The organism is Priestia megaterium (genome assembly GCF_041941685.1).
In the GTDB taxonomy this organism is placed as follows: Bacteria; Bacillota; Bacilli; order Bacillales; family Bacillaceae_H; genus Priestia; species Priestia megaterium_C.
The window spans coordinates 46,770-72,522 of sequence record NZ_CP130960.1; the positions used below are offsets into that span (position 1 = coordinate 46,770).

The following is a 25,753-nucleotide window of genomic DNA, read 5'->3' on the forward strand; positions in this document are numbered from 1 at the left end:
TTGTATAAAGAAGTAAATATATATTATTGAAAATATAGTAACATTAAATATTTATAAATTTTCCGTTTGGTCATCGTGAATATATCAATTTCTTAAAAGGGGAGTAGAAGAGAGATTGGTATATGATGAGAAGTAAAACTAAAATAAAATCATCTAAAAAAAGAGGTTCTAGGAAGTTAAAGATTATACAAAAGAGAGGAGAGATCACTATTAAGATTCATTATATACAAAATGACTCGCAAGTTGGTCTAGGAAAAATCAAAACTTGGGCTGTCCAACGAAAGCATATTTTAACCTCAACTAAAGTGTATGAAAAATGTAATTTTTCGTCTTTAGATGAATTTGACTTTTTAATTATCTTAGGTGGTCACATGGGAACGTATGAGGAAGAGATTTATTCGTGGCTTTCTTTAGTAAAGCAATTTATTAAGGAGGCTGTGAACCATAATAAATATGTTCTTGGTATTTGCCTTGGTGCCCAGTTAATAGCAAATGCTTTAGGAGGAAAAGTTTATCCTCATACCCATAAAGAAGTGGGGTGGTGGCCAATTGAGATAAATAAAGATGCATCAAATGTTCAAATTTTAAGTGGAATTGCTGATAAATTTACTGCTCTTCAATTTCATGGAGATACTTTTGATATACCAAAAGATGCAGTTCTACTGGGTTCAAGTAAAGGTTGTGAGAATCAATTATTTATATATGGTGATCGAGTCATAGGAATATAGTTTCATCCAGAACTTACAAATGAACTGATCGAAAAGGCTTTAAAAACATATGAATATAGTAAAGGCTTTAAAGGGTTTATGCAGAAACCTGAAGATATTATTAATCAATTTACTTTCCTCGATCAATCGCCAGATATGTTGTTTACATTGCTTGATAACATTCAAAACAAATTTAAAGAAAATATCGAAAATACACCACTATGCTAAAGACTTAACCTCTAAAGTTAAAAGTTTATAATCAAAGGACTAGCTAAGAAGTTTAACTTATACGCAATACCTCCTCTTTAGAATAAGAAGAGGAGGTATTATTATGTAAGTAATTGTTTTTAATATAAGATTTAAGAACTTATGTTATTTAATTCGAATAATTTGTGAAATAGTTCCTTTAATCTTGGCTCATTTCTTTCTAAATAGTAGTCTAAAAACACATTAAATTGTAAGTTCGACTTAAGGGTCGAAAAATAGTCATTTTCTTCTAATACATCATAATTATTTTTCCATAAGGAAAGAAAAAATGGATTTTTCAAATTGATAGCAATGTGTTCTATCCAATTTCGAAAATCTGACCAGAAATCGTCTGTATGTTTAATGATTGAAGTACTTTCATTTAATTCCTTGTTTGATAAATCAAGAGAGAGGGATAGTGTCACAATCTGTTTGGAGCACATAATGAATACCTCATAGTAATTTTGAAGAGATACGCGGTCTAACCGTTGTTTTGATAATTCAGAAGGAATCAAAAATGGAGGTGGGTTAGACACAAAAGTTCCCTCTCCTTGTCTTGAATCAAGGTATCCTAAAAGCTTTAGACCTCGAATCCCTTCTCTAATGGAAGGTCGACTGACCCCTAATAACTCACTTAAATCTCTTTCAGTATGGATTTTTGAACCCTCGGGTAACTGCTCCGATTCAATATATTCGACAAGTTGAGTTATAACTTGTTGATACATCTTTGGCGGTGTTTGAACTTTATAATTTCTACTGCTTTTCACGTATTTAACCTCCTAAACAATTAATAACTAGCTATTGGAAGAAAATTAATTGTTAATTTCTGACTAGATTAATTACAATTTGTATTTAAGCATCCAAAACCCAGCCATTTTGTCATTAACAAACAAGCCATTTTATGCTCTAACAAATCAATAAAAATGGGTAGATAGCTATTAATAAGATTGAATGCTTAATTTCCAATTAAAGACGTGCACTTTACATGGAGAGGCGTACATGATAGCCTGCTTTGAAATGGCTAAAACCTGGTGTGACAGGCTTAATACAAAAAATCCTGTGCGTAGAGGCTCCATGTCAAGTGACTACATATACGTGCTATTTTCCAGAAAAAAGCTCATTATGATTTAGTGATAAGTATTCATTTATTGAAGGAGTCACAAAGAGAAGTGGCTGGAAATTCAATGATTAAATACATACAATTCGTTTTTTATGTGTTTAATTAACCGGGTTAGTATACAACGGATGTTATGTAATGTATTTAAATAACGCTTTTATATGGATTCCAAAAACTTTACCTGGATATGAGTCTTTACATATAATAATTCCTTTTTGACTCTTACATAAACTATATATAATTATATAGTATAATAACTATTAGGTATAAATGATACTCTAAAGTGATGTAAAAAACATACTAACTTATAGATGTTAAAAAGAGGTGACAAGATTGGTACTTAGAAATATTAAGAAAAGAAACTTATATGAAGAAATTATCTCTGAGATTATTCAATATATCCAAGAAGAAAATATTAAGCCCGGTGATAAGCTTCCTACTGAAAATGAATTTGTAGAAATATTTCAGGTGAGCAAAACAGCTATTAGAGAGGCACTTAGTGTCCTAGTGGCGAAAGGAATTATTGAAAAGCGTTCAGGGGTTGGCAGTATATTGAAGGAGATAAATGGTAGTAAGGTTATTGAACCATTCACCCAGAAGCTTATGATGGAAGAACAAACTTTAAAAGAAATTTTAGAATTCCGCAGAGGGATAGAGATAGAGGCAACCGCGTTAGCAGCCCAAAGGGCTACTAGAGAGCAACTAGAAGCAATTGAAAATGCCCATTTAGAACTGATTGAAGTTAACCATAATGGAGGAATTGGAATAGAAGAAGATTATCGCTTTCATTCTTTAATTATTATTTCCTCTGGAAACTCTATCTATCAAACCATATTTGATATGATTTCTCCAAAATTTTTGGAAGCTTTAAGAGTAAGTAAGAATCAATCCAAGAGGCTATCGAAATCGTATTTAGAAGATACCCATCAAGAACATGAGCGTATTCTTAATGCCTTAAAGAAAAGAGATGCAGTAGAAGCTCGATTAGCTATGCTAGATCATCTAGAAAAAAATGAAACAAAGATTTGGAACCATGACCTTTAATTTTTACCCTTTTAAAAGGTAAGACCATAATAACTTCTTCTTTTTGTGTAAAAATTATTGGACTTTACAATTTTTTATTGTAATCTTTGCAAGATGAGGAAATAACCACTCAAAAGCAGCCAAGGATGAAGAGGTGTTGGCTGCTTCCTATTTAGAATTGCGATAAATATGTTGCGTAATTAGTATAAAGTATTTAAATTCCTCTTTAATCATTAACAATTTTAAAATAAATCCTTTACAAATTAAAATTGTCTTTATATTATGAAAATATATAAATTATATTGGTCAGACCATAATAATTTAATAATATTAAAGAAAGTGGAGGAACTTATTATGAAATTAGCCACAATTACAAGAGACGGAATAGAAGAAGCAGGACTGGTCGCACATAATGGAATTTTGCCGATTAAAGATTTAAATACTAAATTTAATCAAGAATGGTCAACAGACCTATTTGAAATCATTAAAACTGGTCAATTAGATGAAATAAAACAATGGTATCAAACAGAAGGGAAAGAACAGGTGGCAGAATTAGAAGCTATTTTTATTCCCTTTCAACAAGTAGAGTATGCCCCTCTATACCGTCATCCAAGAAAAATATGGGGGATTGGTTTAAATTATGTAGAGCACGCAGCTGACCTAGACGAAAAAGCACCTAATACAGAACCTGCAAGCTTCTTAAAACCGGATACTACAATTATTGGTCCAAACGATACTATTAATATTCCTCTACAATCTGAGCGAACAACAGCAGAAGCAGAGCTTGGAATCATAATTGGAAAAGAATGCAAAGGTGTATCAGAAGAAGATGCACCTAACGTAATTGCTGGTTTTACTACGATTATTGATATGACAGCCGAAGATATTTTACAGAAAAATCCTAGATATTTAACACGCTCAAAAAGTTTTGATACATTTTTTAGTTTTGGTCCTCACTTGGTTACACCTGAAGAAGTTGAGGAAGTAGTCAATTTAAATGTTGCTACCGTTATTAATGGAGATCTGCATCGGAAAAACATTGTTTCCAATATGTCGTTTCTTCCTTGGCATTTAGTATCCTTCCACTCTAAAGTTATGAAACTATTGCCGGGCGATATTATTTCTACTGGTACTCCAGGAGCTGTAGTAATACGTGATGGAGATATCGTAGAATGTCATATTGATGGATTTGAAAAGTTAGTTAATCACGTAAAAGATTTAAAGGTTAATGGAGGTAATTAAGTATGGAACTAAATCTGAAAAATAAAGTTGCCCTTGTTGTTGCATCCAGCCAGGGACTCGGAAAGGCCATCGCAACACAACTCGTCAAAGAAGGCGTAAGTGTCATGTTAACAAGTCGAGAAAGTGCAAAATTAAAGAAATTACAACAGGAGCTTCAAAGTTTAGGAAAAGGAAAAGTTGAATATTGTCCAGCTGATATTACTAATGCAGATGATATTCACACATTAATAAATAAAACAATTGAAGTATTTGATCAAATTGATATTTTAATTAATAATGCAGGAGGACCTCCTAGTGGTAAATTCGAACAATTTTCGGACAAGGACTGGGAAAAGGCATTTGAATTGAATTTATTAAGCTATATTCGTTTAATTCGAGGAGCTTTGCCTTATCTAAAAAAACAAGGAGGGCGAATTATTAACATAGCTTCTTCGTCTATTAAACAACCTATACCGGGGTTAATACTATCCAATACATTTCGTTTAGGAATTGTAGGACTGACTAAAACTCTAGCTGAGGAATTGGCTTCATTTAATATACTAATTAACACGGTGGCACCAGGTAGAATTGCAACAGACAGAGTGGCGTTTCTTGACCAAACCAAAGCAGATAAACTTGGAACTACACGTGAAGAGGTCGCAAAGGCATCTCGAGAAACGATATTACTGAAGCGATACGGAACTCCAGAGGAATTTGCTAATGTAGTAACATTTTTGGTATCTGAAGCAAGCACGTATATGACTGGAAGCTCTTTCTTAGTTGATGGGGGTATGATAAAGGCTATTTAAAAAAGAATCTTCATTTATTTAATGCTAATCCATACCTTATTACTTTTGAAAGGGGATAGATAATGCAAGCTCTTAGAAGAATTCCTTTATGGCTCCAGATTGTCGTAGCTCTTATATTAGGTTTATGTTTAGGGTTTATGAGTAAAACCATAGGTGTAGAAGCAAAAATCTTAGGTGATGCTTTTATTCATATGATTAAGATGACGATTGTACCATTGATTTTCCCCCTAATTATATTAGGAATTGCTCAAATAAAATCAACCGGATCATTAGGAAGGCTTTCTCTTAAATCTATACTTTATTTTGAGATTGTTACAACTTTAATCATCGTTATGTCTTTACTACTTGCTAATACTGTACACCTTGGAGTTGGCGCTGATTTATCCGGAGGAAATATAAAGGCTCTAGAGGGCATTGAAGCAAATGAGATTGACTTTAGAGAATTTATCCTTCATATAATACCTTCTAATATTTTTGTAGCTTTTTCAGAAGGAAATATCTTAGGTATTGTCTATTTTGGTATTTTCTTTGGCTTAGCATTACGTGCCTTAAAGGAAAAAGCAAAGCCAATTGAGGACGTTCTCGAGGCTCTTTCTAAAGTAATGTTTAAAGTTTTAAATTATGTAATTAAATTCTCTCCAATTGGTGTTTTTGGATCTATCGCTTATAGCATGGCTACTTATGGTTTTGGAAAGTTAAGCACGCTAATTGACTTAATTTTAGTTACATATGCTGGATTAGGTATTGTTTTATTAATTATTTTCCCCATAATTGCCCGAATCTATCGGATTCAATATTGGGATTTACTTAATGAAATTAAAGATTTATTGTTAATCGCTTTTACAACTAGAAGCTCAGAGTCTGTATTTGCCCCTCTTATGACACGTTTAGAAGATTATGGTGCTAAAAATTCAATAGTTTCCTTTGTATTACCTCTTGGGTACTCATTTAATCTTGATGGTGGAATGGTCTATATGGCTCCTGCTATCTTATTTTTAGCGAATGCTTATGGAATTCACCTCTCAGTTTTAGATCAGATTCATATTGTCCTTTTGCTTATGCTACTCACAAAAGGAGTTGCTTCTGTTCCTTCAGGAGTAATCGTTGTGTTGACAAGTGTTTCTGTAGTTATAGGACTACCTATGGAAGGAATTGCATTACTCATGGCTGTTGACTTCATAATGGACATGGCGCGAACTGCAACTAATGTAGTAGGAAATGCATTAGCTACAGTCGTAATAGCCAAATCTGAGGGAATGTTTCATAAAAAAGAGGTTGTAATCGCTAACGAAGAGAAAGTATCAAGTTCTTAAAACCTCAAGAAGAATCACCATTGCTTGAAATAAAAAATAACTTGTCTGTAACTAGGGACTCTAGTAATGGTTTGTATACTATTTAAACAATCTTTGCTATGAGAAAGATGTTCTCTTTATAAGGAGTAAGATGAGAGATATAAAAATAAATGTATAAGAAAAACTTGCAGCATATAAACGAATTATATGAACTAAAACAACAAATTGGTCAGACCATAATATTTTTATTGTTTTTGAATTTAGAGCTATAACCAAAAGGAGCTATCAAAATGAATCTTTCTATTTCAGATCGCTTATCTAAAATTCCTTTTTCAAGTATCCGTGAGATATTTGAAGAAGCAGCAAGAATGGAAAAGAGAGGGTTAAACATTACGCACATGGAAATTGGGCGTCCTGATTTTGACACTCCTCAACATATTAAAGATGCAGCAAAAGCTGCTTTACAGCAAGGAAATGTTCATTATACATCTAACAGTGGAACTCTTGAATTCCGGGAAGCAATTGCACAAAAATTGAAACTTGATAACGGAATTAATGTAGATCCTCAAAAAGAAGTTGTTGTTACAGTGGGTTGTAAAGAAGCCATTTTCAATTTTATCTTTGCATTCATCAACCCAGGAGATGAGGTACTCATTCCCGATCCAGCGTGGCTTGAGTATCAGTATATTGTTGAGCTTGCCGGTGGTGTTGCTATTCCCATTCCACTATTAGAAGAAAATGAGTTTCTTTTAGATCCAAATGATGTTCGAGATCGAGTTACGAAAAAAACGAAAATGCTTTTAATTAACACTCCTCATAATCCCACAGGAGCTGTATTGCCAGAATCTTATCTGAAAGAATTAGCAGACATTGCAATTAGGCACGATTTGCTTGTGGTATCTGATGAAATTTATGAAAAACTTATTTATGACGAAGAAAAGCATATTAGTATGGCTACCTTACCTGGTATGTTCGAAAGAACTGTTACAATTAATGGTTTTGCTAAAGCATATGCAATGGATGGATGGAGACTTGGATATGCGGCCGGTCCTGTAGAACTTATCCAGCCAATACTAAAAATGCATCAGTATAATACTTCTTGTGCAACATCATTTGCACAATTTGGTGGAACAGCTGCTTACCTTGGAACACAGGAGCCTGTGGAAGAAATGGTAAAAGCTTTTGATAAAAGACGAAAGCTTCTTGTTAGCAGGCTTAATGAGATGCCCGGAGTACAATGTGTTGTACCAAAAGGGGCATTTTATGCTTTTCCTTCTTTTAAAGAATTAGGCATCCCTTCAAAGGATCTTGCAACTAAGTTATTGAGAGAAGCACAAATTGCTTGTGTACCAGGTTCCGCATTTGGAAGTCATGGTGAGGGCTTTATTCGTATGGCTTATTCAACAAGCTACGATGAAATTGAACAAGCAATATATCGAATGGAAAAGGTAATAAAGGGACTGACGGTAAAGGGTTAATTGGTAAATAGAAAGTGGATTTCATGGATAAGGATGGTCCTGCAAAAACTTAAATTGAGAGTGGATACCCTGAACATTGAAGGGTTCATTATCTCAAAAAAAATTATAAACATTCACTTTTAAGAAGTGTAATCACCCCGTAAAAGTATATTTTTACGGGGTGATTACGTGTTGAATGTGAATTTATGTTTTGATACTATGCTCTCTTTAAATGAAAAAAACAGCTTGTTAAGGTTGCTCTTTTATATAACTTTTTAAAAATTCTCTTTATGTTTCCTAATAGGATCTAAATTCCAAATATTTCAGTTAGTATTTATTATTAGCGAATTGAAAAATTACAATTTTTAAATTTATAATACGCTCACTAGTATTTATAATCATTATTAAGCGAATTTTAGATTCAATAAAAGATCCTTATATTAATTGTTAAACACCAATGAGTCAATTAGATCGCATAATAAGATTGAAGTATTTATACAAATATTCAATCTTTACTAAAAGAAAAGAACCTATGTCGTTACAGACGTATAGGAAATAAGAAATATTAAGAAGGTGGGAACGTTCATGAAAGAAAAATTTTACTGTCCTTGGCTAAATCTCTGTCTTTTAACAAAGGAACAGAGAGAAATTTTAACACTTAATTATTCCCGTTGGATAAATAAGGCGATTACAAGTACAGAGTTTGCCAAATTATTGAATTTAAATAAGCAATTATTTAGAGAAGTTATTCAAGAGTATGACGCAATGGTGTAATTCATGGAATTTATCTCTAAATTAAAAAAATCACGGTTTAATTTTACATGCTTGCGCATGCATGTTTATTTTTTGCATTTCTTTTTTTCTATGTTAGATTATGTTAAGGCGAAGAGTGAGACAATAAGGGCAATTATATCACTAAATTAAAGAGTAGTACTTTTGATATTTAGTTATCACTAACAAATGTTATAATAACTAGATGACAAAGTAAAAAGGTTATCAACCATAAAAAAATCGTATAAAATTCCCCCTTGAATTTTTAATAAACTAAATTAGAAAAGGGGAGATTAAGACTTGAAGATATGCGAGAAAGGGTTATGATTATTGACTTCAGTACTATGTCATTAAAATAGAAATGGGTGGAATGCGTATGAAAAATAATCAAGAAATCGAGCTTTTAAATACTTGGTTATCTATTACGAATATTCAATCGAATATTAATCATGAATTAGAAATGGTTTTACAAGAAAACTATAAGTTATCATTAAAAGAATTTTATGTTCTTTATTTTTTATCTCAAACAGATGATAAGCAATTGAGGTTACAACAACTGCAAGAGATGATAGGCTTAAGCCAAAGTGCACTCTCAAGATTAGTAGGTAGACTTGAAGCAAAAAGTTGTGGGGCTTTACAACGGCATATATGTGAAGACGATCGTAGAGGAATTTATACACGTTTAACCCCGTTAGGCGAAGAAAAGCTAGACAGGGCTTTACAGACTTTTTATCAAGTGCTTCAGTCCATTCTAGGAAAAGAACATCTTCAACGGGAGTTTCGCTTTTTAATGGGAAAAATATAATGTTAAGCTGTTATAAGTTAAAATCATCATTATAAATTATGAATGTGCGCATGCATTTTGTTTTGTTATTCTTTAAATTCATATTGCGTATGAGTTTTTAAGTTGACAAAGGTAAATAGCATATGTAAATTATGTGTGCGCATGCATTTTACTTTGTTATTCTTTAAATTCATATTGCGTATGAAGTTTTTAAGTTGACAAAAATAAATAACATATGTAATTATATGTGTGTGCATACATTTATATTGTTGTTTTTAAATTTATATTATAGATTTAAAGGTTGACAATATGAAATATCCTATGTAAATTACATGCATGTGCATGCATTTAGTCAATTTATGAATCATAATCACATAAATTGCTTTCGATGAGGCACTATATAACTTGGCTAAAATCGAAAATTTAATCAAAAGGAGTTTTTAGAATGGATCAACATTTATTTAGTTCTTATAAGTTCAAAGGTTTAGAATTAAAAAACCGAGTTGTGATGTCTCCCATGTGTCAATATTCAGTTGAAAAGAAAGATGGTATTGTTACAGATTGGCATTACTTACACTATGTAAACCGAGCAATCGGAGGTGCTGGTTTTATTATGATCGAGATGACAGATGTAGAACCAGAAGGACGTATTTCAGACTATGATTTAGGATTATGGTCAGATGAACAGATTCCTGCTCTAGCACGCATTGTGGAAGCTTGTCACCGTTACGGAGCAAAAGTGGGTATCCAAATTGCTCACGCTGGTCGTAAAGCAGAAGACGCAGAAGTACCGGTTGCTCCTTCATCCATTCCATTTGATGAGAAATCAAAAACACCAAGAGCTCTTTCAACAGATGAAGTCAAAGAAATGGTTGAAAAGTTTCGGAAGGCTGTACAACGTGCTGTAAAAGCAGGATTCGATGCCATTGAAATTCATGGAGCTCACGGTTATTTAATTCATCAATTCCATTCTCCTTTAACAAATAGACGCGAAGATGAGTATGGAAAAGACCTTACAAAGTTTGGTCGAGAAATTATTGAAGCAGCGAAAGCTGAGATCCCAGAAGATATGCCATTAATGATGCGTATTTCTGCTAAAGAATATGTTGAAGGTGGATATGACATCAACGGAAGTATTGAATTTGCGAAAGAATACCAAAAAGCAGGAGTAGATATCTTTGACATCTCTTCAGGTGGGGAAGGACCGATTGCTGCTTGGGGAAAACCTGGTACACATGCAGCTTACCAAGTACCATTAGCTAGAGAAATTAAGAAAGCTCTTGATATTCCGGTGATTGCAGTGGGAAGATTAGATGACCCTGCATTAGCAAATGCTGTAATCGGAAATGAAGAAGCAGACCTTGTAGCTGTAGGTCGAGGTATGTTACGTAACCCTCATTGGGCATTAGAAGCTGCAGCTACATTGAAAAAAGAGACGACTGTGCCTAAACAGTATGCAGATGGTTTTAGAAGATAAGTTGAAATGACAAAAGATAAAAACCTAAGGGAGGAGTATAGAACATGTCATATATTCAAGACAAAGTAGTCATCATTACAGGGTCTTCAAGTGGGATTGGAGAAGCAACAGCGCTTTACCTTGCGAAGAATGGAGCTTCTGTCGTTCTAGCTGCCAGAAATGAAGAGAAACTAAGAAATCTAGCAGATCGAATCAATAAAGATGGGGGAACGGCTTCCTATAAGGTGACAGATGTGACCGTGAAAGAAGACGTTCAATCTCTCATAGACTTTACAGTAGATAAATTCGGAAGGGTGGATACGTTAATTAACAGTGCAGGGATGATGTTATTCTCCATGTGGGATAATGCTCATGTAGACGAATGGGAAACGATGATTGATCTTAACGTAAAAGGTGTGCTGTATGGAGTAGCTGCGGTCCTTCCTCATATGAAAAAACAAGGAAGTGGACAGATTATCAATGTAGGCTCTGTTGCTGGTCATGCAATTGGCGAAGGTCATGGCGTGTATAGTTCTACGAAATATGCAGTAAGAGCGATTACCGAAAGTTTACGTAAAGAAATGTCTGTTAAGCATAACATACAAGCTGTTTTAGTTTCCCCAGGTGTTATTGCAACTAATTGGCAGGATACAGTGACAGACAAAGATGTAAAAGGTGTGCTAGAAGAACTGAATGAGGTAGCTATTGACGTAGAGTATGTAGCTGAAACCATTGGATTTGTGGTAAATAAGCCAGCGAACGTTATGATTAACGATGTAATTGTGACACCTACAGCTCAAGTGTGGTAATTAATAAATTTGTAAGAAAGACTTCTGATGACAAAAGTAAAGAAAGGTAATTAGCCATACTTGATTTAGTCTATCAGAATGAGACAATGAGTTTTACACTTATAGTTTTTACTAAATTGAAGAGGGTAAAAATTATATTAATATGGTCTGACCATATTAATATAATTTTTATCATGATGAAATAAACACTAATTCAAACTAATTTTCAGGGAGGTTCTTTTAATGAAGGTATTGGTAGTAGGAGCGAATGGTCGAGTAGGTTCGCATCTTGTTGATAAATTAGTTGAAAACGGACATTTTGTTTACGCAGGAACGAGAAGAGATAACCTCACAAGCAATTCGACCAATATTCGTTATGTCCATATAGATTTACTAGATAGCGCTGACGTAATAGCTGAAAATATGTATGACGCAGAAGCCATTTTCTTTGTGGCTGGTTCTAGAGGAAAAGATTTATTAAAAATTGACTTAAATGGTGCTGTCAATGTAATGCGTGCTGCTGAAGGCAAGAACATAAAAAGATTTATTATGCTTAGTTCCGTATTTTCTCTTGAACCAGACAAGTGGGATCAGGCTTTTCTAAAAGATTTAACAAACTATAATATTGCCAAACATTTTGCTGATCATTGGCTAATTAATAATACCAAGCTAGACTATACAATCTTACAGCCTGGCGTTTTAAAAGAGGAGCCTGGATCTGGAACAATAGATGTTAATATTGATCACCCTGGTGAAAATGCTATAGAAAATGTAGTGGACACGTTAGTTCAAATTGTGCAAGATCGTAATACTATTGGAAAAGTCATCACAATGAAAGATGGTAAAACTCCTATAGCAGAAGCCTTGCGAAATTTATAAGAATAGCTTTTCTAGGTTTTAATCAAATAAAAAGAGCCTGAATTAAAAAAACTGATTACCGTTAAATAGACTATATATAACTTAAAGGAGATTGAGGAGAAAATGAGCAAAACACCAATAAAAGATTACGATGAGATCATTACAGTAGTGAATAAGTATATTGAAGGCCTTATTTCAGGTGACAAAGAAGTAGTAAAGCAAGCTTTTCATAAAGATGCAACTATGTACGGTTACAACACAACTGATGGCTTTCTAGGAGGATCTATTGATAACTTATGGGACTTTATGGATAAAGCTGGTCCTGCAAAGAATCTGAAATCAAGAGTTGATATTCTAGATGTTGAAGGAACAATTGCTTCTGTTCGTGTAAGTTTAGAAAACGATGCATATGGTGAATCATACACTGATTTTCATCAATTACTTAAGCTAGATGGTGAATGGATCATTATTTCAAAACTATTCCACCTTCACTCGTGAAAAATAGTTTCTAAGAGGAGTGATAAGCCCGTTAAAACTTGCTTTCTGCAGATTTAACGGGCTTGTTATTTTATTTAGCTTATGTAAATCTTGATAACATTAGATATAATATAGTTATTTTTTTGTAAAATAGTTAACTATAATTAACTTTCTCACATGAAATAATACACTTTTTGGTTAAATAAATATGAAAGGTATGGAAATTTTTCTGTTCTGTCCCATTTTTAATCTAGGCTTATTTTAAAGGATGAGGCAATAAAAACTCTTAATTTATAATTACTAGAACTTAAATCTTATCAAAAAAAGAGAAGTTTAGATTTAATTTATTAAGGAGATAGGAATATGAATAATCAAAATTTAACACTACATACGGACAAATATCAGTTAAATATAATCTATTCACACTGGAAGCTAAATCGTCACGATAATGTAAGGGTATTTGATACATATTTCTTCATTTAATATTTTGAAACAGAATCAAACATAACGTCCGTAAAAGTATACATTTTTAGTTAACATAAAACAAAATATAGGAACCTGTATCTCTAAAAGCTTTCTATGAGTGAAATTTATTTCTTGTCGGGTAGATTAAAGAATTTTTGATTAATTTTATATTGGCTAAGGTCAGCCTTAGCATAGGGATCTGGGTCAAAACTTTTCCATCCTAGTAAGTCTTTTTTTAAACCAATGGGAACCAAAATATTGTTTTTATCAGAAGTATTTGTTTTAAGGAGTAAGAAAAATGTATTCTTTTTATTTGTATCTAATATATGGGCTATGCTTTTATTTTCTAAGTCAGTTGTTGTAGATAAATTGCTAAGATATTCTTTAATTGTATTTTCACGTGTATGTATATTATTTTGCACTGTAATATATAACATAAAAGAAACTATAAGTACGACAAAAAGTATAGTTGTTGATAGCTTAGTAACACTTACTTTCAAGATATCTCACCTCTTTATTTAATTTGTTCATGTTACCATATATACTCCTTGTACTCTTTGTTTATTTCTAGTTTTGTCGGGTAGGCGGGCACTCTCACGAGCGCCCGCCCCCCTAAGAACCGTACGTGACAGATTTCCCGTCATACGGCTCAAGCCTTCTTTTTATCCAAACAACTCTTTTATTTAATACAAGGTATATGTACCAATTTAACGGCTTTACCTGTAGAAGCTTCTAGATTTCGTACCGTAACCTTTTCTCCATTTTGTAGAGTGTACTTACACATTGCACAACGATATCCTTGCTTTCTTGCGAGTTTCATCCTGTCTAGCGTATTTTCATGATTAAAGACCTTACGGTCTCGCTTTTCCCAATATTCTTTTAGACTAGGATCATCTGGGCTGTTTTTATAGGCTACCATCACATGACGCTCTATTTTAATCCAAGACATCTTTAACAACTGGATATTGGTAAGTGGACATGTGAGAATCCATCTATCATTTCCTCCGTGGTGGGGTTTCTTAAAATAACGCTCTCGAATCCACTTCCACGACTTCTTTGGATGCAATTGTCTAAGGTGTTTTCTTATTTTTAAGAAAACGTAATTGTCCATATACCCAAACGTCTTTTTTGATACGACATGTTTCCAATACTGTCCGTAACCACGAATAATAGGGTTTAAGACGCGTATGATTTCTTTTACTGGTCGTCCTCGCATCACTGCGAACGTATCTTTTATCTTACCTTTTGCTTTTTTGATGCTATCTTTGCTAGGTTTGATCAATAACTTATTTCCTTGCTCAGTCTTGTATTGACGAAGTGAGAAACCGAGAAAATCAAACCCATTCTCGATATGCGTTACTTTTGTTTTATCAACACTCAAGTTAATCCCACGCCTTTTTAAATAAGGAGCCAACTTTTGATACATAAGTTGAGCTTGCTCATTAGTTTCCGTTACGATGACGAAGTCATCTGCGTAAGCGACACGCCCCATCTTACACTTTGGATCAATCTTGTAGCCCGTGCCTGATTTGTATGTCTTTCGGTAAACAATACCAATCTCTTTTTCCATTCCATCTAGCGCGATATTAGCTAGAAGGGGGAAGCTACACTTCCTTGAGGACTTCCTTCCATTGTGTTGTGAAACATACCTTGCTCCATATATCCCATCCTGAGCCATCTTCCAATCAGCGTGTTTCCTGGAAACATAGACGTTTGTTTACTTATCCAATTATGGTTGAGATGGTCGAAACACCCTTGGAAATCTCCTTCAAACACCCACTTTTTCTTACTATTCATATTGAGCTTGTTAAAGAGATTGCTGATGGCATCATGAGTGCTTCTTTTAGGGCGGAAACCGTAGGAACTGGCTTCGAATCTGACTTCCCATTGCGGTTCTAGTGCGTTCTTTACGACATTTTGATAAACCCGATCCCGTATCGTCGGGATACCGAGAGGTCTTAATTTCCCATTCTTCTTAGTGATAAACGTTCGTTTCGCTGGCTTTGGGCGATGCTGAAAAACATTCCGTCTTAATAGTTCTTGATACAGTTTGATACGTTCGTTTGGTTGTGAGGCCGTATAGCCGTCTACACCAGGTGTTCGCTTACCGGTATTTTGTTGCGTCACTCTGCGAATGGAGAGTAATAAATTGGCTTTACTCCGGAGGAGTAAACGTTGAAGTTTCCTTACTCTTCTTCGTTGATTTTGTTGTTCGGCACGATAAATTCTTTGTCGTAACTTCGTTACATAGTGTTGTATAGTATTCCAATCAATAGAATACCAACCTTTATGCGAGACGTGCGCCGACGCTCGTGGAGAGGTATTCATAACAGCACGCTCCTTTTCGTTAGAAGATAGCCACAAATTTATTTTCGTGTTGAAGACCCATGAGAAGTGGGCACTCTTTCGAGCCTGCCATTGTCTGTGAAGACGGACAGTATCCGTCCAGTTATACAGTGTTCCTGCTTTCCTGTCCCTTTTCAGGGTGACGGCTTTCGCTTTTTCTCATATCCCATACCCTCTGTCACGTCGTTTGACTTTGCAGTCATCCTACTGCTTGCGCAGATGACATAGGGCTTACCAAGTTCCACTTTCTACAGATGCGATAGGGGGAGGTAGGTTCTTTACTCCGGGCAAGATGCGGGACGCATCAGAGTAGCATTATGATTCTACTTTTCCTCTTGCCAAGACCCAAGCAAAACTATGCATTATCTTGAGCTAACGCTTACGAAGCTTACAAACCTTCACTTTCGTTTACCATACCTATCTTCTCCTAGCAGTATTCTGGACCATGCATTTGTCCTCTGTTTCCGCATTTCCTCATGCAACCGACAGACTCGTTACCAAGAATGCCGTTTCGGATGGAGATCATCTCCGCGTCTAGATGAGTAGCGTTAGCTACACTGTGAGAAAGCGACTTCTTGTCGCACCATAATGTGCGTTATCGGTACAAAAAAGAAGGCGGCTATATAAATAGTCGTCTTCTTTTTTTAGTTTGTCCTTTATCCTGGTATGTTTGCATAAAACCTAGACTCTAAAATCATTTTTAAAAGTTCCGTATCGTCCATATTTTCAAGGGGAAACTAGCTGAAACAAGTACTGAGAGGAGGATAACGGATGAAACGATTAATGGCCGCCACAGCTCTTGTCCTATGGTTAGCAGGAGGAATGGTCACTTATACAGAAGCTGCTCCCCAACTGTCCATTAAGCAGAAGCATACGGATTTCTATGATGCCTTTTTGATGCTGCTGAATCCCTATGCGGAAAAAGCGATTCGAACGAAATACCCTGATCGTGGTTATAGTTTGTGGAATGCAGATATTTTGAGTGTGAAGCGTGTATCGGGTGGGTTTTCAAACTATGATTTCGTGGTGAAGGTGAAATACGACACGTTTACAGGTCCGCATAATCCACCTGAAGGCCCTGTGGTCATCACATTTTCGTTAAAAAATGAGGTCAAGGTTCTAAAAGTTGAAGGGTAACGGCTGAAAAAACGTTAGAGAACTTGTTCTTCAATCTTCATTTTTCATATGCATACGATATACAAATCCAGTTAACATAATCAATATTATCGGCAATCGATAATAAAAAGCCTTTAGAAATTAAGTATCTAAAGAATTTAAAATGAAACTTTTCTTCTAACTTACTGTCATGTTGCCTCCTCTTTATCTGTTAGTTTTACAAGAAACGGGAAAAAAATAATAAAGAGGATAGCAACTATCCCACTCAAGTAACCTAGTCCTATTAAAGGACCAGTATCCTTAAAAGAAACAAATTGTCTTGTATTACATTTAGGACACTCTTTTCCTTTCTTAGAGAAACCAAGTAACCATACGTTCTTAGCATTCCATTTGTAATTACAATGATTGCAACAAGCCATCTATATGTATCATTCCTTTCTTCTATCATCTCTTTATACGTTTTTAGACAAGTTTTGTTTCAAATAATGTTAGTTAACATAATGGATTTATCGGAACCCCCATGCTAAAAAGCCCTATTTTTACTATGATAAGGGCTTTTTATTTGTAAACTTATACCGTTATGAACTGGAAAGGACCTACGTCATTCTGAACGACACCCTACTAAGCTATAACTAATTACAATTAAGATCAAAGACATTTTGAATAGAGGAAAAATTTTTTACTAACTTTTTAAAAATAGGACTATGTGAAATATCCTTTTTTTATTATAATCTATCTATATGATGTTACTATGCAATCTTCTCAATTGATCGATGTAATAAAAATCATTTTTAAACCTTTGTTTTTATGGTTACATCCGAGCTAAATGAAATACAAACTGAAGGAGAGTAAACAGCCCTTGGTATTTGCAATTATTTATGAATTTTTATCTTCTCTATTAATCAAACCTGAATCAAAAATTAAAAAACGCGTTAGTTAGATTAACAATTCATATAGAAAAGATAAAGCCCATCAACTTATTAAGTAAATGGGCTTTTTGTTCACTTTATTTTTTAAATTTATAAGGCAATGTTGTCACAATGACATTTTTCCGATAGAGAAGATGTGCTCTTAGTAATAAGCTTGATTGGTTATGCAATGCGTTATGCCAGCTTTTTCTTGTGATAAATTGCGGAATTAAAACGGTGACAGCCATATGGCTATCATCAGCTCGCTCTTCTACACGATCAATAAAGCGTAAAAGAGGTCCAACTAAGCTTCGATATTGTGAGTAGAATGTAACTAAGCGTATATCAGGATATCGCTCCGACCATATTTCTTCCATTTTCTTTTCACTTTCACGCTCAAATGCCACATGGACCGCAATCACTGTGTCTCCAATAATTTTTGCATAGTTGATTGAATTCTCGACAGCTCTTGTTAAGCCTGCAACTGGTATAATGACTACATTTCCTTCTAATGCTAATGCTTCTTTATCTCCTGGCTTGATACGAAGTTGCTTTCCTACCTCTACATAATGGTTCTTAATACGGTGGAACAGATAGACGATAAGAGGCAAGAAGATTAAAACAGCCCATACTTGTGAAAATTTTGTTGTAAAGAAAATAATCAGTACTGTGAAACTAATAAAAGCTCCTATAAAATTGGTTACTAATTTTCCCTGCCAGCCAGCTGGCTTTTCTTTTACCCATTTTACAATCATACCTGTTTGGGATAACGTAAATGGAATAAATACGCCAACAGCATATAAAGGAATTAACCGTTCTGTATTACCGTGAAACGCTATGATGAGCACAATAGAGGAAATTCCAAGTGTGACAATCCCATTTGAGTAGCCTAAACGATCACCACGTATCGTAAACATACGAGGAATATACTTATCTACAGCTAAATTAACAGCCAGTAAAGGAAAGGCTGAAAAGCCTGTATTGGCAGCCAATACTAAAATCAAAGCAGTTGTACCTTGAACAAAATAATAGAAACCATTCCGTCCCAACACTTGGGAAGCAAGCTGCGAAACAACCGTCTCCTCTGCTTTAGGTGCAATTCCAAACCAATAAGCCAAGAACATGACACCTGAAAACAAAATAGCTAAAATAATGCCCATTGCAACAAGCGTACGTACCGCATTTCTTGCAGCCGGTTGTCTAAAGTTTGTTACAGCATTTGAAATAGCTTCTACGCCTGTAAGGGCTGAACATCCTGATGAAAAAGCTCGTAGTAGTAAAAATAAGCTAATTCCTGGCACTGCAGTTCCAATAGCCGGATGAACGTCAGGAGAGACCTGACCAGTGGCTACTTTCCATATGCCTACTCCTATTAAAAGAACCAATGCAAGAACAAATAAATAAACAGGGTATGCTAAAGCAGAAGCTGATTCTGTTACTCCTCTTAAATTTAAAATCATAATAAAAATAACCAATAAGCAAGCGATGATGACTCTATAGTCATGGAGAGCAGGAAAAGCAGATGTTAACGCATCTGTTCCGGATGAAATACTTACAGATACTGTTAGTATGTAGTCTACTAATAGAGATCCCCCAGCGATAAGCCCTGCATTCTCTCCAAGGTTATGTTTAGATACAACATAAGCGCCACCGCCTTCTGGATATGCATAAATAATTTGTCGATAAGAAAGGATAAGTGCTGTTAAAAGAATAAGTACACCAATACCGATAGGTATCGAATACCAAAATGCGATCATTCCAATGGTAGCAAGTACGATTAAGACCTGCTCTGGGCCATATGCCACGGATGAAAGTGCATCGGATGAAAGAATAGCTAAGGCCTTGACCTTATTTAACTTTTGTTCACCTAGCTCTTTTGATTTGAGTGGCCTTCCAATTAATAAACGTTTTATGGATGAATAACTCATCTAAACTCCTCCTGGAACTTTTGCTATTTACGTATATAATTTCACTTTCATCATTCCCTTTATCAGAAAAAAAACACAAAAAAGAACACTAAGGTTCTGCTTAGTGTTCTTTCCTGGACAAATAAAAGCAAACCTTCTCTCTAAACGCTGATGAGGTTAGCTGTCGGGTTCGGGCCTTTAGAGTAGCCCTACCTTCTTTTAGAAGGATTCACCCCAAGTGCAAGTGCACACAAAAATGGGTCCCCCACTCCTTAGTGGATTAAGCGATAAAAGGTATGAAAATAGCAAGATCATATATGTATGCTAGATACTATACGCCTGAATTTTACAATTGTAAAGAGCAGTTTCAATTAAAATTAATTTTCATATAATTCGTTTTTTTCTTTTATGTAGATAAATAAATTTTGATATCTTGAGCAAACTATTCAAGGTCCAACAAAGCGTCAACACAACATTTCAATCACTGTATAGAAAGTGACTGCCTCTTCCTAGTCAAAAGAAGCAGTCTTTTTCTGTTTTTTCACGCTAACAGGCTCACCAATCAGCCCGTTTTCTAATAAGTGTTGTACTAAAAAGTCTTCTGTGCATTAGAAATCCTCGTTAGGGGAAAGTAAAAAAAAGAAAGGAAGGTGAGTATGTGCCTGATCTTTTGCAAGCCTTGAAAAGTGTTGTTCAGTCTTTTATTAAAGATGAGAATAAAACGCCTCTTCATATTGGTGAGGCTATGGGGTGCTGGATATTTTTAGCGTTAGCTGGTGAGACACAAGTACAGACTGAAGCAGGAATTAACAGTACAACGGATCCTGAATTGAGAAAAGCCCTTCAAGAAGCAGTCAACATGTTCAAATCAGAGAAAGAGCGAATTTCAGCATTTATGTGATCAGAAGGAATTCCGTTACCACCTCTTAGTGAATCCAAACCAATCTCTGACCCGCATAGTGTTCCATTAGGGGTTAAGCTGACGGATAACGAGCTTGCAAACAGTCTTAAGAAAAAAGTCTCCATGGCGATTACAAACTGTTCGGAGGCAGCGTCACAATCCCTTCGCAGCGATGTTAGTCTGATGTGGGCCGAATTTTTGCAAGAACACATAACCTTTTTACTAACCTTTAAATCATTGATGAGAAAACGGGGATGGCTCAAGGTTCCACCGCCGTATCACCCTGCAGGTCTACCCCAAGCAGAAAAGTGAGGTGAAAAATATTCCAGATGTTGGAAAAGTCATTAAAAATATTATCCAATCATATGTTGATGAGGAATCCAAATCACCCTTACATGTGGGGGAAGTCATGTCCTGCTGGTCCTATCTTTCCGAATTAGCTGACGAACAAGTTCATTCCGAAGCAGGGATTAACAGTACAACGGACCCTGAATTAAGAAAAGCTTTCCATGAAGCAGTTAAGATGTTCAAATCACAGAAAGAACGAATGATTGCCTTTATGTTATCAGAGGGAGTGCCCATTCCACCCTTAAGTGAATCCAAGCCGCAGTCTAACCCAAGCGATGTTCCATTGGGGGTCAAGTTAACGGATGATGAACTTGCAAACAGCCTTAATATTAAAATGGTTATTTTAATTACCTATTGTGCAAATGCCATCATTCAATCCACACGCAATGATGTTACTTTGATATGGATTGAATATATGCAGGAATATATGACATTTGGAGCAACCCTAAAAGAACTTGTGAAAAAACGAGGATGGCTTAAAGTCCCTCCGTACTATTATGCTCCGGGAGCGCCAATAAAATGAGATGTCAACAGAAATTCTTAAGAAAGGGGACCTTGAGATTTCTCTAGGTTAGGCGGTCTTTCTTTGTTATAGATAATTTATTGATAACTTGAGCAAACTACCCAAGACGCCGTGAGGCATCAGCAACTTTAAAATCCCTATTCTTTTAACAGAAAAACCTACCTTCTCCCTAACTCTAAGGTAGGTTTTTTCTGTTTTTTAAGCTGTATATGATATACAAAGGCAGTTAACATAATCAACTTTATCGGAAATCCTAATTATAAAAAAGCCTTTGAAATAGCTAATTCCAAAGGCTTTTTAGATGCATATATATTTTTAAAAATGTTCTTAAATGTTATTACAAATCAATCAAAGTATACAGGTTCTTTAGGATTATATAAATGTTTAAAAATCATTTCAATTTGTGCTTGTGTATTTCTAGCTATTGATAAGGGTGGCAATTTATTTTCAGCAAAGAATTCCACAGCACTTGTTTCTACACCCTTCATCGGTTGTCCCCCAATGATTTCACATTGAATAAACATTTTATAAATATGAAAAGGTGAAGGAGGATGTGGATGACATTTCATATCCGTTACAGCTAACAATTTGACAGCTTTCACGTCAAATCCTGATTCTTCTTTTACCTCTTTAACTGCTACTTCACTTGGAGTTAACCCAATATCAGCCCAGCCACCAGGTAGCGACCAACTACCATCTGAATTTTCTTTAACCATTAATATTTTGTTATCCTTAAAGATCACGGCTCTAATATCTACCTTAGGTGTTGCATAACCAGTTTCACTTGCAAATAAGTCTTTTATGACTGTCTTTTCCATACCTGTTTGTTGTGATAACATTTCGACACTTATATTTCTTATTAGTTCAAATCTCTCTACATCATAAATATCTTTTGAATAAGCTAATCCTACCTGTGCAAGGGATTGAAGTTGCTTCGCCCAATCAAGCCACTTATGTTCTATGATTATCACCACCACCTTAGTAATAACCTAATATTACCACAAAGAAGAATTAAGTGTTTTGGTTGTCATTTAATATTTTCATCCTATACAAACCTATTTGACATAATGGATATTTTAGGAATAGGTTAAAGAACACCCTGCTATTCTATAGGGTGTTCTTTGATTTCTATATAAAAGCTAATCCCTTAAAGAGTTTGCCGTTAAAGTTAGCCTATTTATCCCGATTTTTTTAAAGTTAGATTCAAATATTTTATTCAGCTAGTTGTTTTAAATAGTGACGAAGGCGAATTTTCGGGTTTAATTCTATATTTGTAATATGCTCTACATACCGAATCGCACTTTGAGTGATTTCCTGGTCACTGATTTTATTTGAACGATATTCAACGAAAGGAGGAAGATAGATCATGCCAACTAAATTAGCAGATGCTTGGAACGGCTTTGTTAGTTCACTTACTGAATATAAATTATATCCACCGGCTTGATAAGAATGTTCAGGAGAACCGATAGAAATAGCCATTACCCATTCCTTTCCTCTCAATTTTGTCCCGCCGGGGCCATGGGCCCACCCAAAGGTAAACACTTCATCAAACCACTGTTTTAAAAGTGGGGGACTACTATACCAGTACAACGGAAACTGAAAAACAATGCGATCATGAGCAAGGAGTAGTTGTTGTTCGAATTCCACATCAATAGGTTGATTATGATATTTTTCATAGAGATCATGAACAGTTAAATCTGGTATACTCAAAACTGATTCCTTCCACTTTTTATTTACTCGAGAGGATTCAATATTTGGATGTGCAACAAGCACTAATGTTTTCATATACATATCTCCTAATCATTTTTAATATGACTATATTATATATTTTGTACTAAATTAGAGGAAGTACGCACATTAATTGAACATAGTATAAAACTGTATACTATCGGGAGGGAAAATGCATGAGGAATCGAAAAGTAGGGTTTAATTATTCGCCCAGTAAGGCAGGGTGCCCGGTTGAGACCACATTGGATGTAATAGGCGGCAAATGGAAAGGGATTATACTTTATCATCTTATTGATGGAAAGAAACGTTTTAATGAGTTCCGTAAACTGTATCCTGGTATTACGCAGCGCATGCTGACCTTGCAATTAAGGGAGTTGGAACGAGATGGAATCATTCATCGTGAAATCTATAAAGAAATTCCTCCAAAAGTAGAGTACTCTCTAACAGAGTTCGGAAGATCTTTAGAACCAATCATTCTACTTATGAAAGACTGGGGAGAAAAGCATAAAAACAGAATTAATAATGTTAGGGCTATGGAAAAAGAAGAGCTTTGAACATAAAAGACACTAATTAATATATTAGTGTCTTTTATGTATACCATATACAAATCCAGTTAACATAATCACTCTTTCCGGAATACACGCAAAAAGAGAACCCTTCTCGCATAAGGGCTCCCATTAGGCTCACTTTTCTACATTATGCAGCTTTTTATACATCCTTGGTGTCACAAGGTTTCTCTTAGCGATGTAAATCAGAAAAATGTATTAAAAGCGTACCTTTTATACATATGCTAGTCCATTAAAATATAGTACTTATGGAAAAAATATGTTATGCTTTATCTCCAGTTATAGAGTTACCTTAAAAGGCTGCCTTGTTTTTACAGACGAGGCAGCTTTTTATTTTGTTAACGATAATAATTACTTTAACATCTTGTAATAGATTTAAATATCTCGTCCGTAAAAGTATGACCATTCAGGAAGTTACAATTTATAAGTTGCAAAAAGCCCTTGATAAAAGGGCTTTTTAGCATACAATTGCCGATAACTTTTATTATGCAAACTAATTTTATATCTTTAAATATGAAAAAGCACTTTAAAATAGTAGTAGGTCAATTTTTTATTATCGGAAATATACAATTAGAGTGGTACTACGTATTCTGCTTGAGGCCTTTTTGGCTGCTCTTTTTTATTCAAAGATAATCTTCATTTAAGAAACATTAATTAAGCAATTATTTCGTTTTATGAATGTAAAATATTTATCTATATTTCTTTTAATCCTTTGTTGAATCTTTATAAAAGCTATCGTTTGCAACTCATAAACGTTGAAACCGTCTAAATTTTTTTATGTTGAATTAATATTTCTATAATTTAAAATAAGTAAAAGGTATAGAGATTAATGAGTTAATTTCTTTTTGCGTAATCTGTTTAACCTTCGTTGAACCCCATGTCTTGATCGACCTATTAGTTGACCAATTTCTTGTTGAGTACGACCTTCCTCATAGAACATATACCATAGCCGAGCATCTTCTTCTTCTGTCCACTTTTTATTTTCATACTTAGGACGATTAAAATAATCATATTTCCTTTGTTTCTTTACCCAATCGGGCTCTGGAACAAGAGTATTTGTAGGTATCTTAGAAAAGTTAAGGAGTTCTTTATTCTGCTCAGCCCATTTCCAAAAGGCCGATACTTCGATTCCTATAAATTTTCGTGTTTTTGCCCTCGTGATTTTATGAGTCAATCCCTTTTCTTGAATCCATTTATAGATAGTATGAACATCAATTTGAAGAAACCTTGCCAGTTCATACACCGTAATATTTCCGGTATGGGCTTTTACTCCATATAAACCTAGGCGATTTAATCTAGACTCTAACGCTTGTACACTTCGCTGTAGTTGTTTAGATATGGATTCAAAAGATTTATATCCATAATACTTTAGTAGGTATTCATCTTCTTGCTCCGTCCATCTACGCATTGTTTCTTTTCGTACTAGTTTTAATATTTTAATACGAGTAGCAACAGAAGCAGGGCTCTTACCTAGATGATTTCCTATTTCCCGATTGTTCATGATGTCAATGTTTTCTTTTAAGAAAGTGTCCTGCTCCATTGTCCATTTCTTACGTAAGCAATTCTCTTCATTACGAATGTCTAATCGTATGATTCGTTTATTAACTGATTCTTTGCTACGATTTAAGTGTTCACCAATTCTTTGGAACGTCATCTGCCCATATTGTTCTTCAAGGAATAAATCTTCCTCCTTGGTCCATAGCTTTTGATTTTTACTCAATGTTATCTCCCTCCGGTTCGTGCAGAAATCTTAAAATGAAGAAGACAGTAAAAAGGACGTTAGTAATCTGTACTAACGCCTTTGATGGTATTCATATTTTATGGATTAGTAGTGCTTTTATTTGTGATTATCTAGATTAGTTACAATTTGTCGTGTTATAGGTATGTATATAATATATCATATTTTCAAATGGACAAATAAACATAAATTTTTAAAGGA

At 34.7% G+C, this 25,753-nt stretch carries 23 protein-coding genes, 1 pseudogene and 1 riboswitch; of the genes and pseudogenes, 17 read left to right on the forward strand and 7 right to left on the reverse strand.

The features are described from left to right. The first annotated feature begins 122 nt into the window (after positions 1-122). Complete coding sequence (locus Q5794_RS28280) at positions 123-728, forward strand: type 1 glutamine amidotransferase (RefSeq protein WP_374989403.1); 606 nt, start codon at positions 123-125, stop codon at positions 726-728. 338 nt (positions 729-1,066) lie between these two features. On the opposite strand, the gene Q5794_RS28285 is transcribed toward Q5794_RS28280, so the two are convergent. Further along, positions 1,067-1,720 (reverse strand): FadR/GntR family transcriptional regulator, encoded by a 654-nt coding sequence (locus tag Q5794_RS28285; RefSeq protein ID WP_374989404.1) that lies wholly within the window; start codon positions 1,718-1,720, stop codon positions 1,067-1,069. Between the two features lie 683 nt (positions 1,721-2,403). Here Q5794_RS28285 and Q5794_RS28290 point away from each other — a divergent pair. The 11 genes from Q5794_RS28290 to Q5794_RS28340 all read left to right on the forward strand — a co-directional run bounded on the left by Q5794_RS28290 (position 2,404) and on the right by Q5794_RS28340 (position 13,027). Further along, positions 2,404-3,114: a FadR/GntR family transcriptional regulator gene (locus tag Q5794_RS28290; protein ID WP_057275416.1), complete on the forward strand. Its 711-nt coding sequence runs from the start codon at positions 2,404-2,406 to the stop codon at positions 3,112-3,114. 333 nt (positions 3,115-3,447) lie between these two features. After that, entirely contained in the window at positions 3,448-4,335 is an 888-nt protein-coding gene (locus Q5794_RS28295) for a fumarylacetoacetate hydrolase family protein (protein ID WP_374989405.1), read from the forward strand. Between the two features lie 2 nt (positions 4,336-4,337). After that, positions 4,338-5,123 (forward strand): SDR family oxidoreductase, encoded by a 786-nt coding sequence (locus tag Q5794_RS28300; RefSeq protein WP_374989406.1) that lies wholly within the window; start codon positions 4,338-4,340, stop codon positions 5,121-5,123. A gap of 62 nt (positions 5,124-5,185) precedes the next feature. Then, positions 5,186-6,436 (forward strand): dicarboxylate/amino acid:cation symporter, encoded by a 1,251-nt coding sequence (locus tag Q5794_RS28305; protein ID WP_374989407.1) that lies wholly within the window; start codon positions 5,186-5,188, stop codon positions 6,434-6,436. A 269-nt stretch (positions 6,437-6,705) separates the two neighbouring features. Beyond that, positions 6,706-7,893: a pyridoxal phosphate-dependent aminotransferase gene (locus tag Q5794_RS28310; RefSeq protein WP_374989408.1), complete on the forward strand. Its 1,188-nt coding sequence runs from the start codon at positions 6,706-6,708 to the stop codon at positions 7,891-7,893. A 564-nt stretch (positions 7,894-8,457) separates the two neighbouring features. Further along, on the forward strand, positions 8,458-8,646 hold the full coding sequence (locus tag Q5794_RS28315) for a hypothetical protein (protein WP_098287756.1): 189 nt from the start codon (positions 8,458-8,460) through the stop codon (positions 8,644-8,646). Positions 8,647-9,019: 373 nt separating this feature from the next. After that, positions 9,020-9,448, forward strand: a complete 429-nt coding sequence (locus Q5794_RS28320) for a MarR family winged helix-turn-helix transcriptional regulator (RefSeq protein ID WP_374989409.1) — start codon at positions 9,020-9,022, stop codon at positions 9,446-9,448. A 424-nt stretch (positions 9,449-9,872) separates the two neighbouring features. Beyond that, complete coding sequence (locus tag Q5794_RS28325) at positions 9,873-10,904, forward strand: NADH:flavin oxidoreductase/NADH oxidase (protein WP_374989335.1); 1,032 nt, start codon at positions 9,873-9,875, stop codon at positions 10,902-10,904. Between the two features lie 44 nt (positions 10,905-10,948). Then, complete coding sequence (locus Q5794_RS28330) at positions 10,949-11,692, forward strand: SDR family oxidoreductase (RefSeq protein ID WP_374989336.1); 744 nt, start codon at positions 10,949-10,951, stop codon at positions 11,690-11,692. Between the two features lie 222 nt (positions 11,693-11,914). Continuing rightward, the gene (locus tag Q5794_RS28335) at positions 11,915-12,550 is read left to right on the forward strand and encodes an NAD(P)H-binding protein (protein WP_374989337.1); all 636 of its coding nucleotides are present in this window, start codon (positions 11,915-11,917) and stop codon (positions 12,548-12,550) included. A 102-nt stretch (positions 12,551-12,652) separates the two neighbouring features. Continuing rightward, positions 12,653-13,027 carry a nuclear transport factor 2 family protein gene (locus tag Q5794_RS28340; protein WP_275799048.1) on the forward strand — a complete coding sequence of 125 codons (375 nt, stop codon included), beginning with the start codon at positions 12,653-12,655 and terminating at the stop codon, positions 13,025-13,027. Between the two features lie 569 nt (positions 13,028-13,596). Here the strand turns inward: Q5794_RS28340 and Q5794_RS28345 are convergent. Together Q5794_RS28345 and ltrA are read right to left on the reverse strand one after the other, a co-directional pair. Continuing rightward, positions 13,597-13,971: a hypothetical protein gene (locus tag Q5794_RS28345; RefSeq protein WP_374989338.1), complete on the reverse strand. Its 375-nt coding sequence runs from the start codon at positions 13,969-13,971 to the stop codon at positions 13,597-13,599. A gap of 179 nt (positions 13,972-14,150) precedes the next feature. Further along, positions 14,151-15,799 (reverse strand): annotated as a pseudogene (gene ltrA, locus Q5794_RS28350) (group II intron reverse transcriptase/maturase). 789 nt (positions 15,800-16,588) lie between these two features. Here ltrA and Q5794_RS28355 point away from each other — a divergent pair. Then, complete coding sequence (locus Q5794_RS28355) at positions 16,589-16,954, forward strand: DUF3888 domain-containing protein (RefSeq protein ID WP_374989339.1); 366 nt, start codon at positions 16,589-16,591, stop codon at positions 16,952-16,954. 985 nt (positions 16,955-17,939) lie between these two features. On the opposite strand, the gene Q5794_RS28360 is transcribed toward Q5794_RS28355, so the two are convergent. Beyond that, positions 17,940-19,769 (reverse strand): APC family permease, encoded by a 1,830-nt coding sequence (locus Q5794_RS28360; protein ID WP_374989340.1) that lies wholly within the window; start codon positions 19,767-19,769, stop codon positions 17,940-17,942. Positions 19,770-19,900: 131 nt separating this feature from the next. Further along, a riboswitch (cyclic di-AMP (ydaO/yuaA leader) is annotated at positions 19,901-20,045 on the reverse strand. 361 nt (positions 20,046-20,406) lie between these two features. Between Q5794_RS28360 and Q5794_RS28365 the strand changes: the two genes are divergently transcribed. Genes Q5794_RS28365 through Q5794_RS28375 form a run of 3 tightly spaced genes read left to right on the forward strand, consistent with a single transcriptional unit; the run spans position 20,407 to position 21,520 of the window. Beyond that, the gene (locus Q5794_RS28365; RefSeq protein WP_374989341.1) at positions 20,407-20,649 is read left to right on the forward strand and encodes a hypothetical protein; all 243 of its coding nucleotides are present in this window, start codon (positions 20,407-20,409) and stop codon (positions 20,647-20,649) included. A gap of 42 nt (positions 20,650-20,691) precedes the next feature. After that, the gene (locus Q5794_RS28370; protein WP_374989410.1) at positions 20,692-20,961 is read left to right on the forward strand and encodes a DUF3231 family protein; all 270 of its coding nucleotides are present in this window, start codon (positions 20,692-20,694) and stop codon (positions 20,959-20,961) included. Between the two features lies 1 nt (position 20,962). Continuing rightward, on the forward strand, positions 20,963-21,520 hold the full coding sequence (locus Q5794_RS28375) for a DUF3231 family protein (protein ID WP_374989342.1): 558 nt from the start codon (positions 20,963-20,965) through the stop codon (positions 21,518-21,520). Between the two features lie 344 nt (positions 21,521-21,864). On the opposite strand, the gene Q5794_RS28380 is transcribed toward Q5794_RS28375, so the two are convergent. Together Q5794_RS28380 and Q5794_RS28385 are read right to left on the reverse strand one after the other, a co-directional pair. Then, a complete protein-coding gene (locus Q5794_RS28380) occupies positions 21,865-22,482 on the reverse strand; it encodes an NUDIX hydrolase (RefSeq protein ID WP_374989411.1) in 618 nt (205 codons plus the stop codon). Positions 22,483-22,732: 250 nt separating this feature from the next. Continuing rightward, positions 22,733-23,311 (reverse strand): NAD(P)H-dependent oxidoreductase, encoded by a 579-nt coding sequence (locus Q5794_RS28385; RefSeq protein WP_374989343.1) that lies wholly within the window; start codon positions 23,309-23,311, stop codon positions 22,733-22,735. Between the two features lie 113 nt (positions 23,312-23,424). Here Q5794_RS28385 and Q5794_RS28390 point away from each other — a divergent pair, with 113 nt between their 5' ends. Next, positions 23,425-23,802 (forward strand): winged helix-turn-helix transcriptional regulator, encoded by a 378-nt coding sequence (locus Q5794_RS28390; RefSeq protein ID WP_374989344.1) that lies wholly within the window; start codon positions 23,425-23,427, stop codon positions 23,800-23,802. Between the two features lie 838 nt (positions 23,803-24,640). On the opposite strand, the gene Q5794_RS28395 is transcribed toward Q5794_RS28390, so the two are convergent. After that, positions 24,641-25,534 (reverse strand): MarR family transcriptional regulator, encoded by an 894-nt coding sequence (locus Q5794_RS28395; protein ID WP_374989345.1) that lies wholly within the window; start codon positions 25,532-25,534, stop codon positions 24,641-24,643. Positions 25,535-25,753 lie beyond the last annotated feature (219 nt).

What these genes read in the sequence shown, in the direction of transcription:
- Q5794_RS28330 (WP_374989336.1), top strand. Translation starts at nt 10,949, where the DNA reads ATGTCATATATTCAAGACAAAGTAGTCATCATTACAGGGTCTTCAAGT.
- Q5794_RS28385 (WP_374989343.1), bottom strand. Translation starts at nt 23,311, where the DNA reads ATGTATATGAAAACATTAGTGCTTGTTGCACATCCAAATATTGAATCC.
- Q5794_RS28355 (WP_374989339.1), top strand. Translation starts at nt 16,589, where the DNA reads ATGAAACGATTAATGGCCGCCACAGCTCTTGTCCTATGGTTAGCAGGA.
- Q5794_RS28295 (WP_374989405.1), top strand. Translation starts at nt 3,448, where the DNA reads ATGAAATTAGCCACAATTACAAGAGACGGAATAGAAGAAGCAGGACTG.
- Q5794_RS28360 (WP_374989340.1), bottom strand. Translation starts at nt 19,769, where the DNA reads ATGAGTTATTCATCCATAAAACGTTTATTAATTGGAAGGCCACTCAAA.
- Q5794_RS28320 (WP_374989409.1), top strand. Translation starts at nt 9,020, where the DNA reads ATGAAAAATAATCAAGAAATCGAGCTTTTAAATACTTGGTTATCTATT.
- Q5794_RS28325 (WP_374989335.1), top strand. Translation starts at nt 9,873, where the DNA reads ATGGATCAACATTTATTTAGTTCTTATAAGTTCAAAGGTTTAGAATTA.
- Q5794_RS28280 (WP_374989403.1), top strand. Translation starts at nt 123, where the DNA reads ATGATGAGAAGTAAAACTAAAATAAAATCATCTAAAAAAAGAGGTTCT.
- Q5794_RS28305 (WP_374989407.1), top strand. Translation starts at nt 5,186, where the DNA reads ATGCAAGCTCTTAGAAGAATTCCTTTATGGCTCCAGATTGTCGTAGCT.
- Q5794_RS28300 (WP_374989406.1), top strand. Translation starts at nt 4,338, where the DNA reads ATGGAACTAAATCTGAAAAATAAAGTTGCCCTTGTTGTTGCATCCAGC.
- Q5794_RS28315 (WP_098287756.1), top strand. Translation starts at nt 8,458, where the DNA reads ATGAAAGAAAAATTTTACTGTCCTTGGCTAAATCTCTGTCTTTTAACA.
- Q5794_RS28310 (WP_374989408.1), top strand. Translation starts at nt 6,706, where the DNA reads ATGAATCTTTCTATTTCAGATCGCTTATCTAAAATTCCTTTTTCAAGT.
- Q5794_RS28340 (WP_275799048.1), top strand. Translation starts at nt 12,653, where the DNA reads ATGAGCAAAACACCAATAAAAGATTACGATGAGATCATTACAGTAGTG.
- Q5794_RS28390 (WP_374989344.1), top strand. Translation starts at nt 23,425, where the DNA reads ATGAGGAATCGAAAAGTAGGGTTTAATTATTCGCCCAGTAAGGCAGGG.
- Q5794_RS28335 (WP_374989337.1), top strand. Translation starts at nt 11,915, where the DNA reads ATGAAGGTATTGGTAGTAGGAGCGAATGGTCGAGTAGGTTCGCATCTT.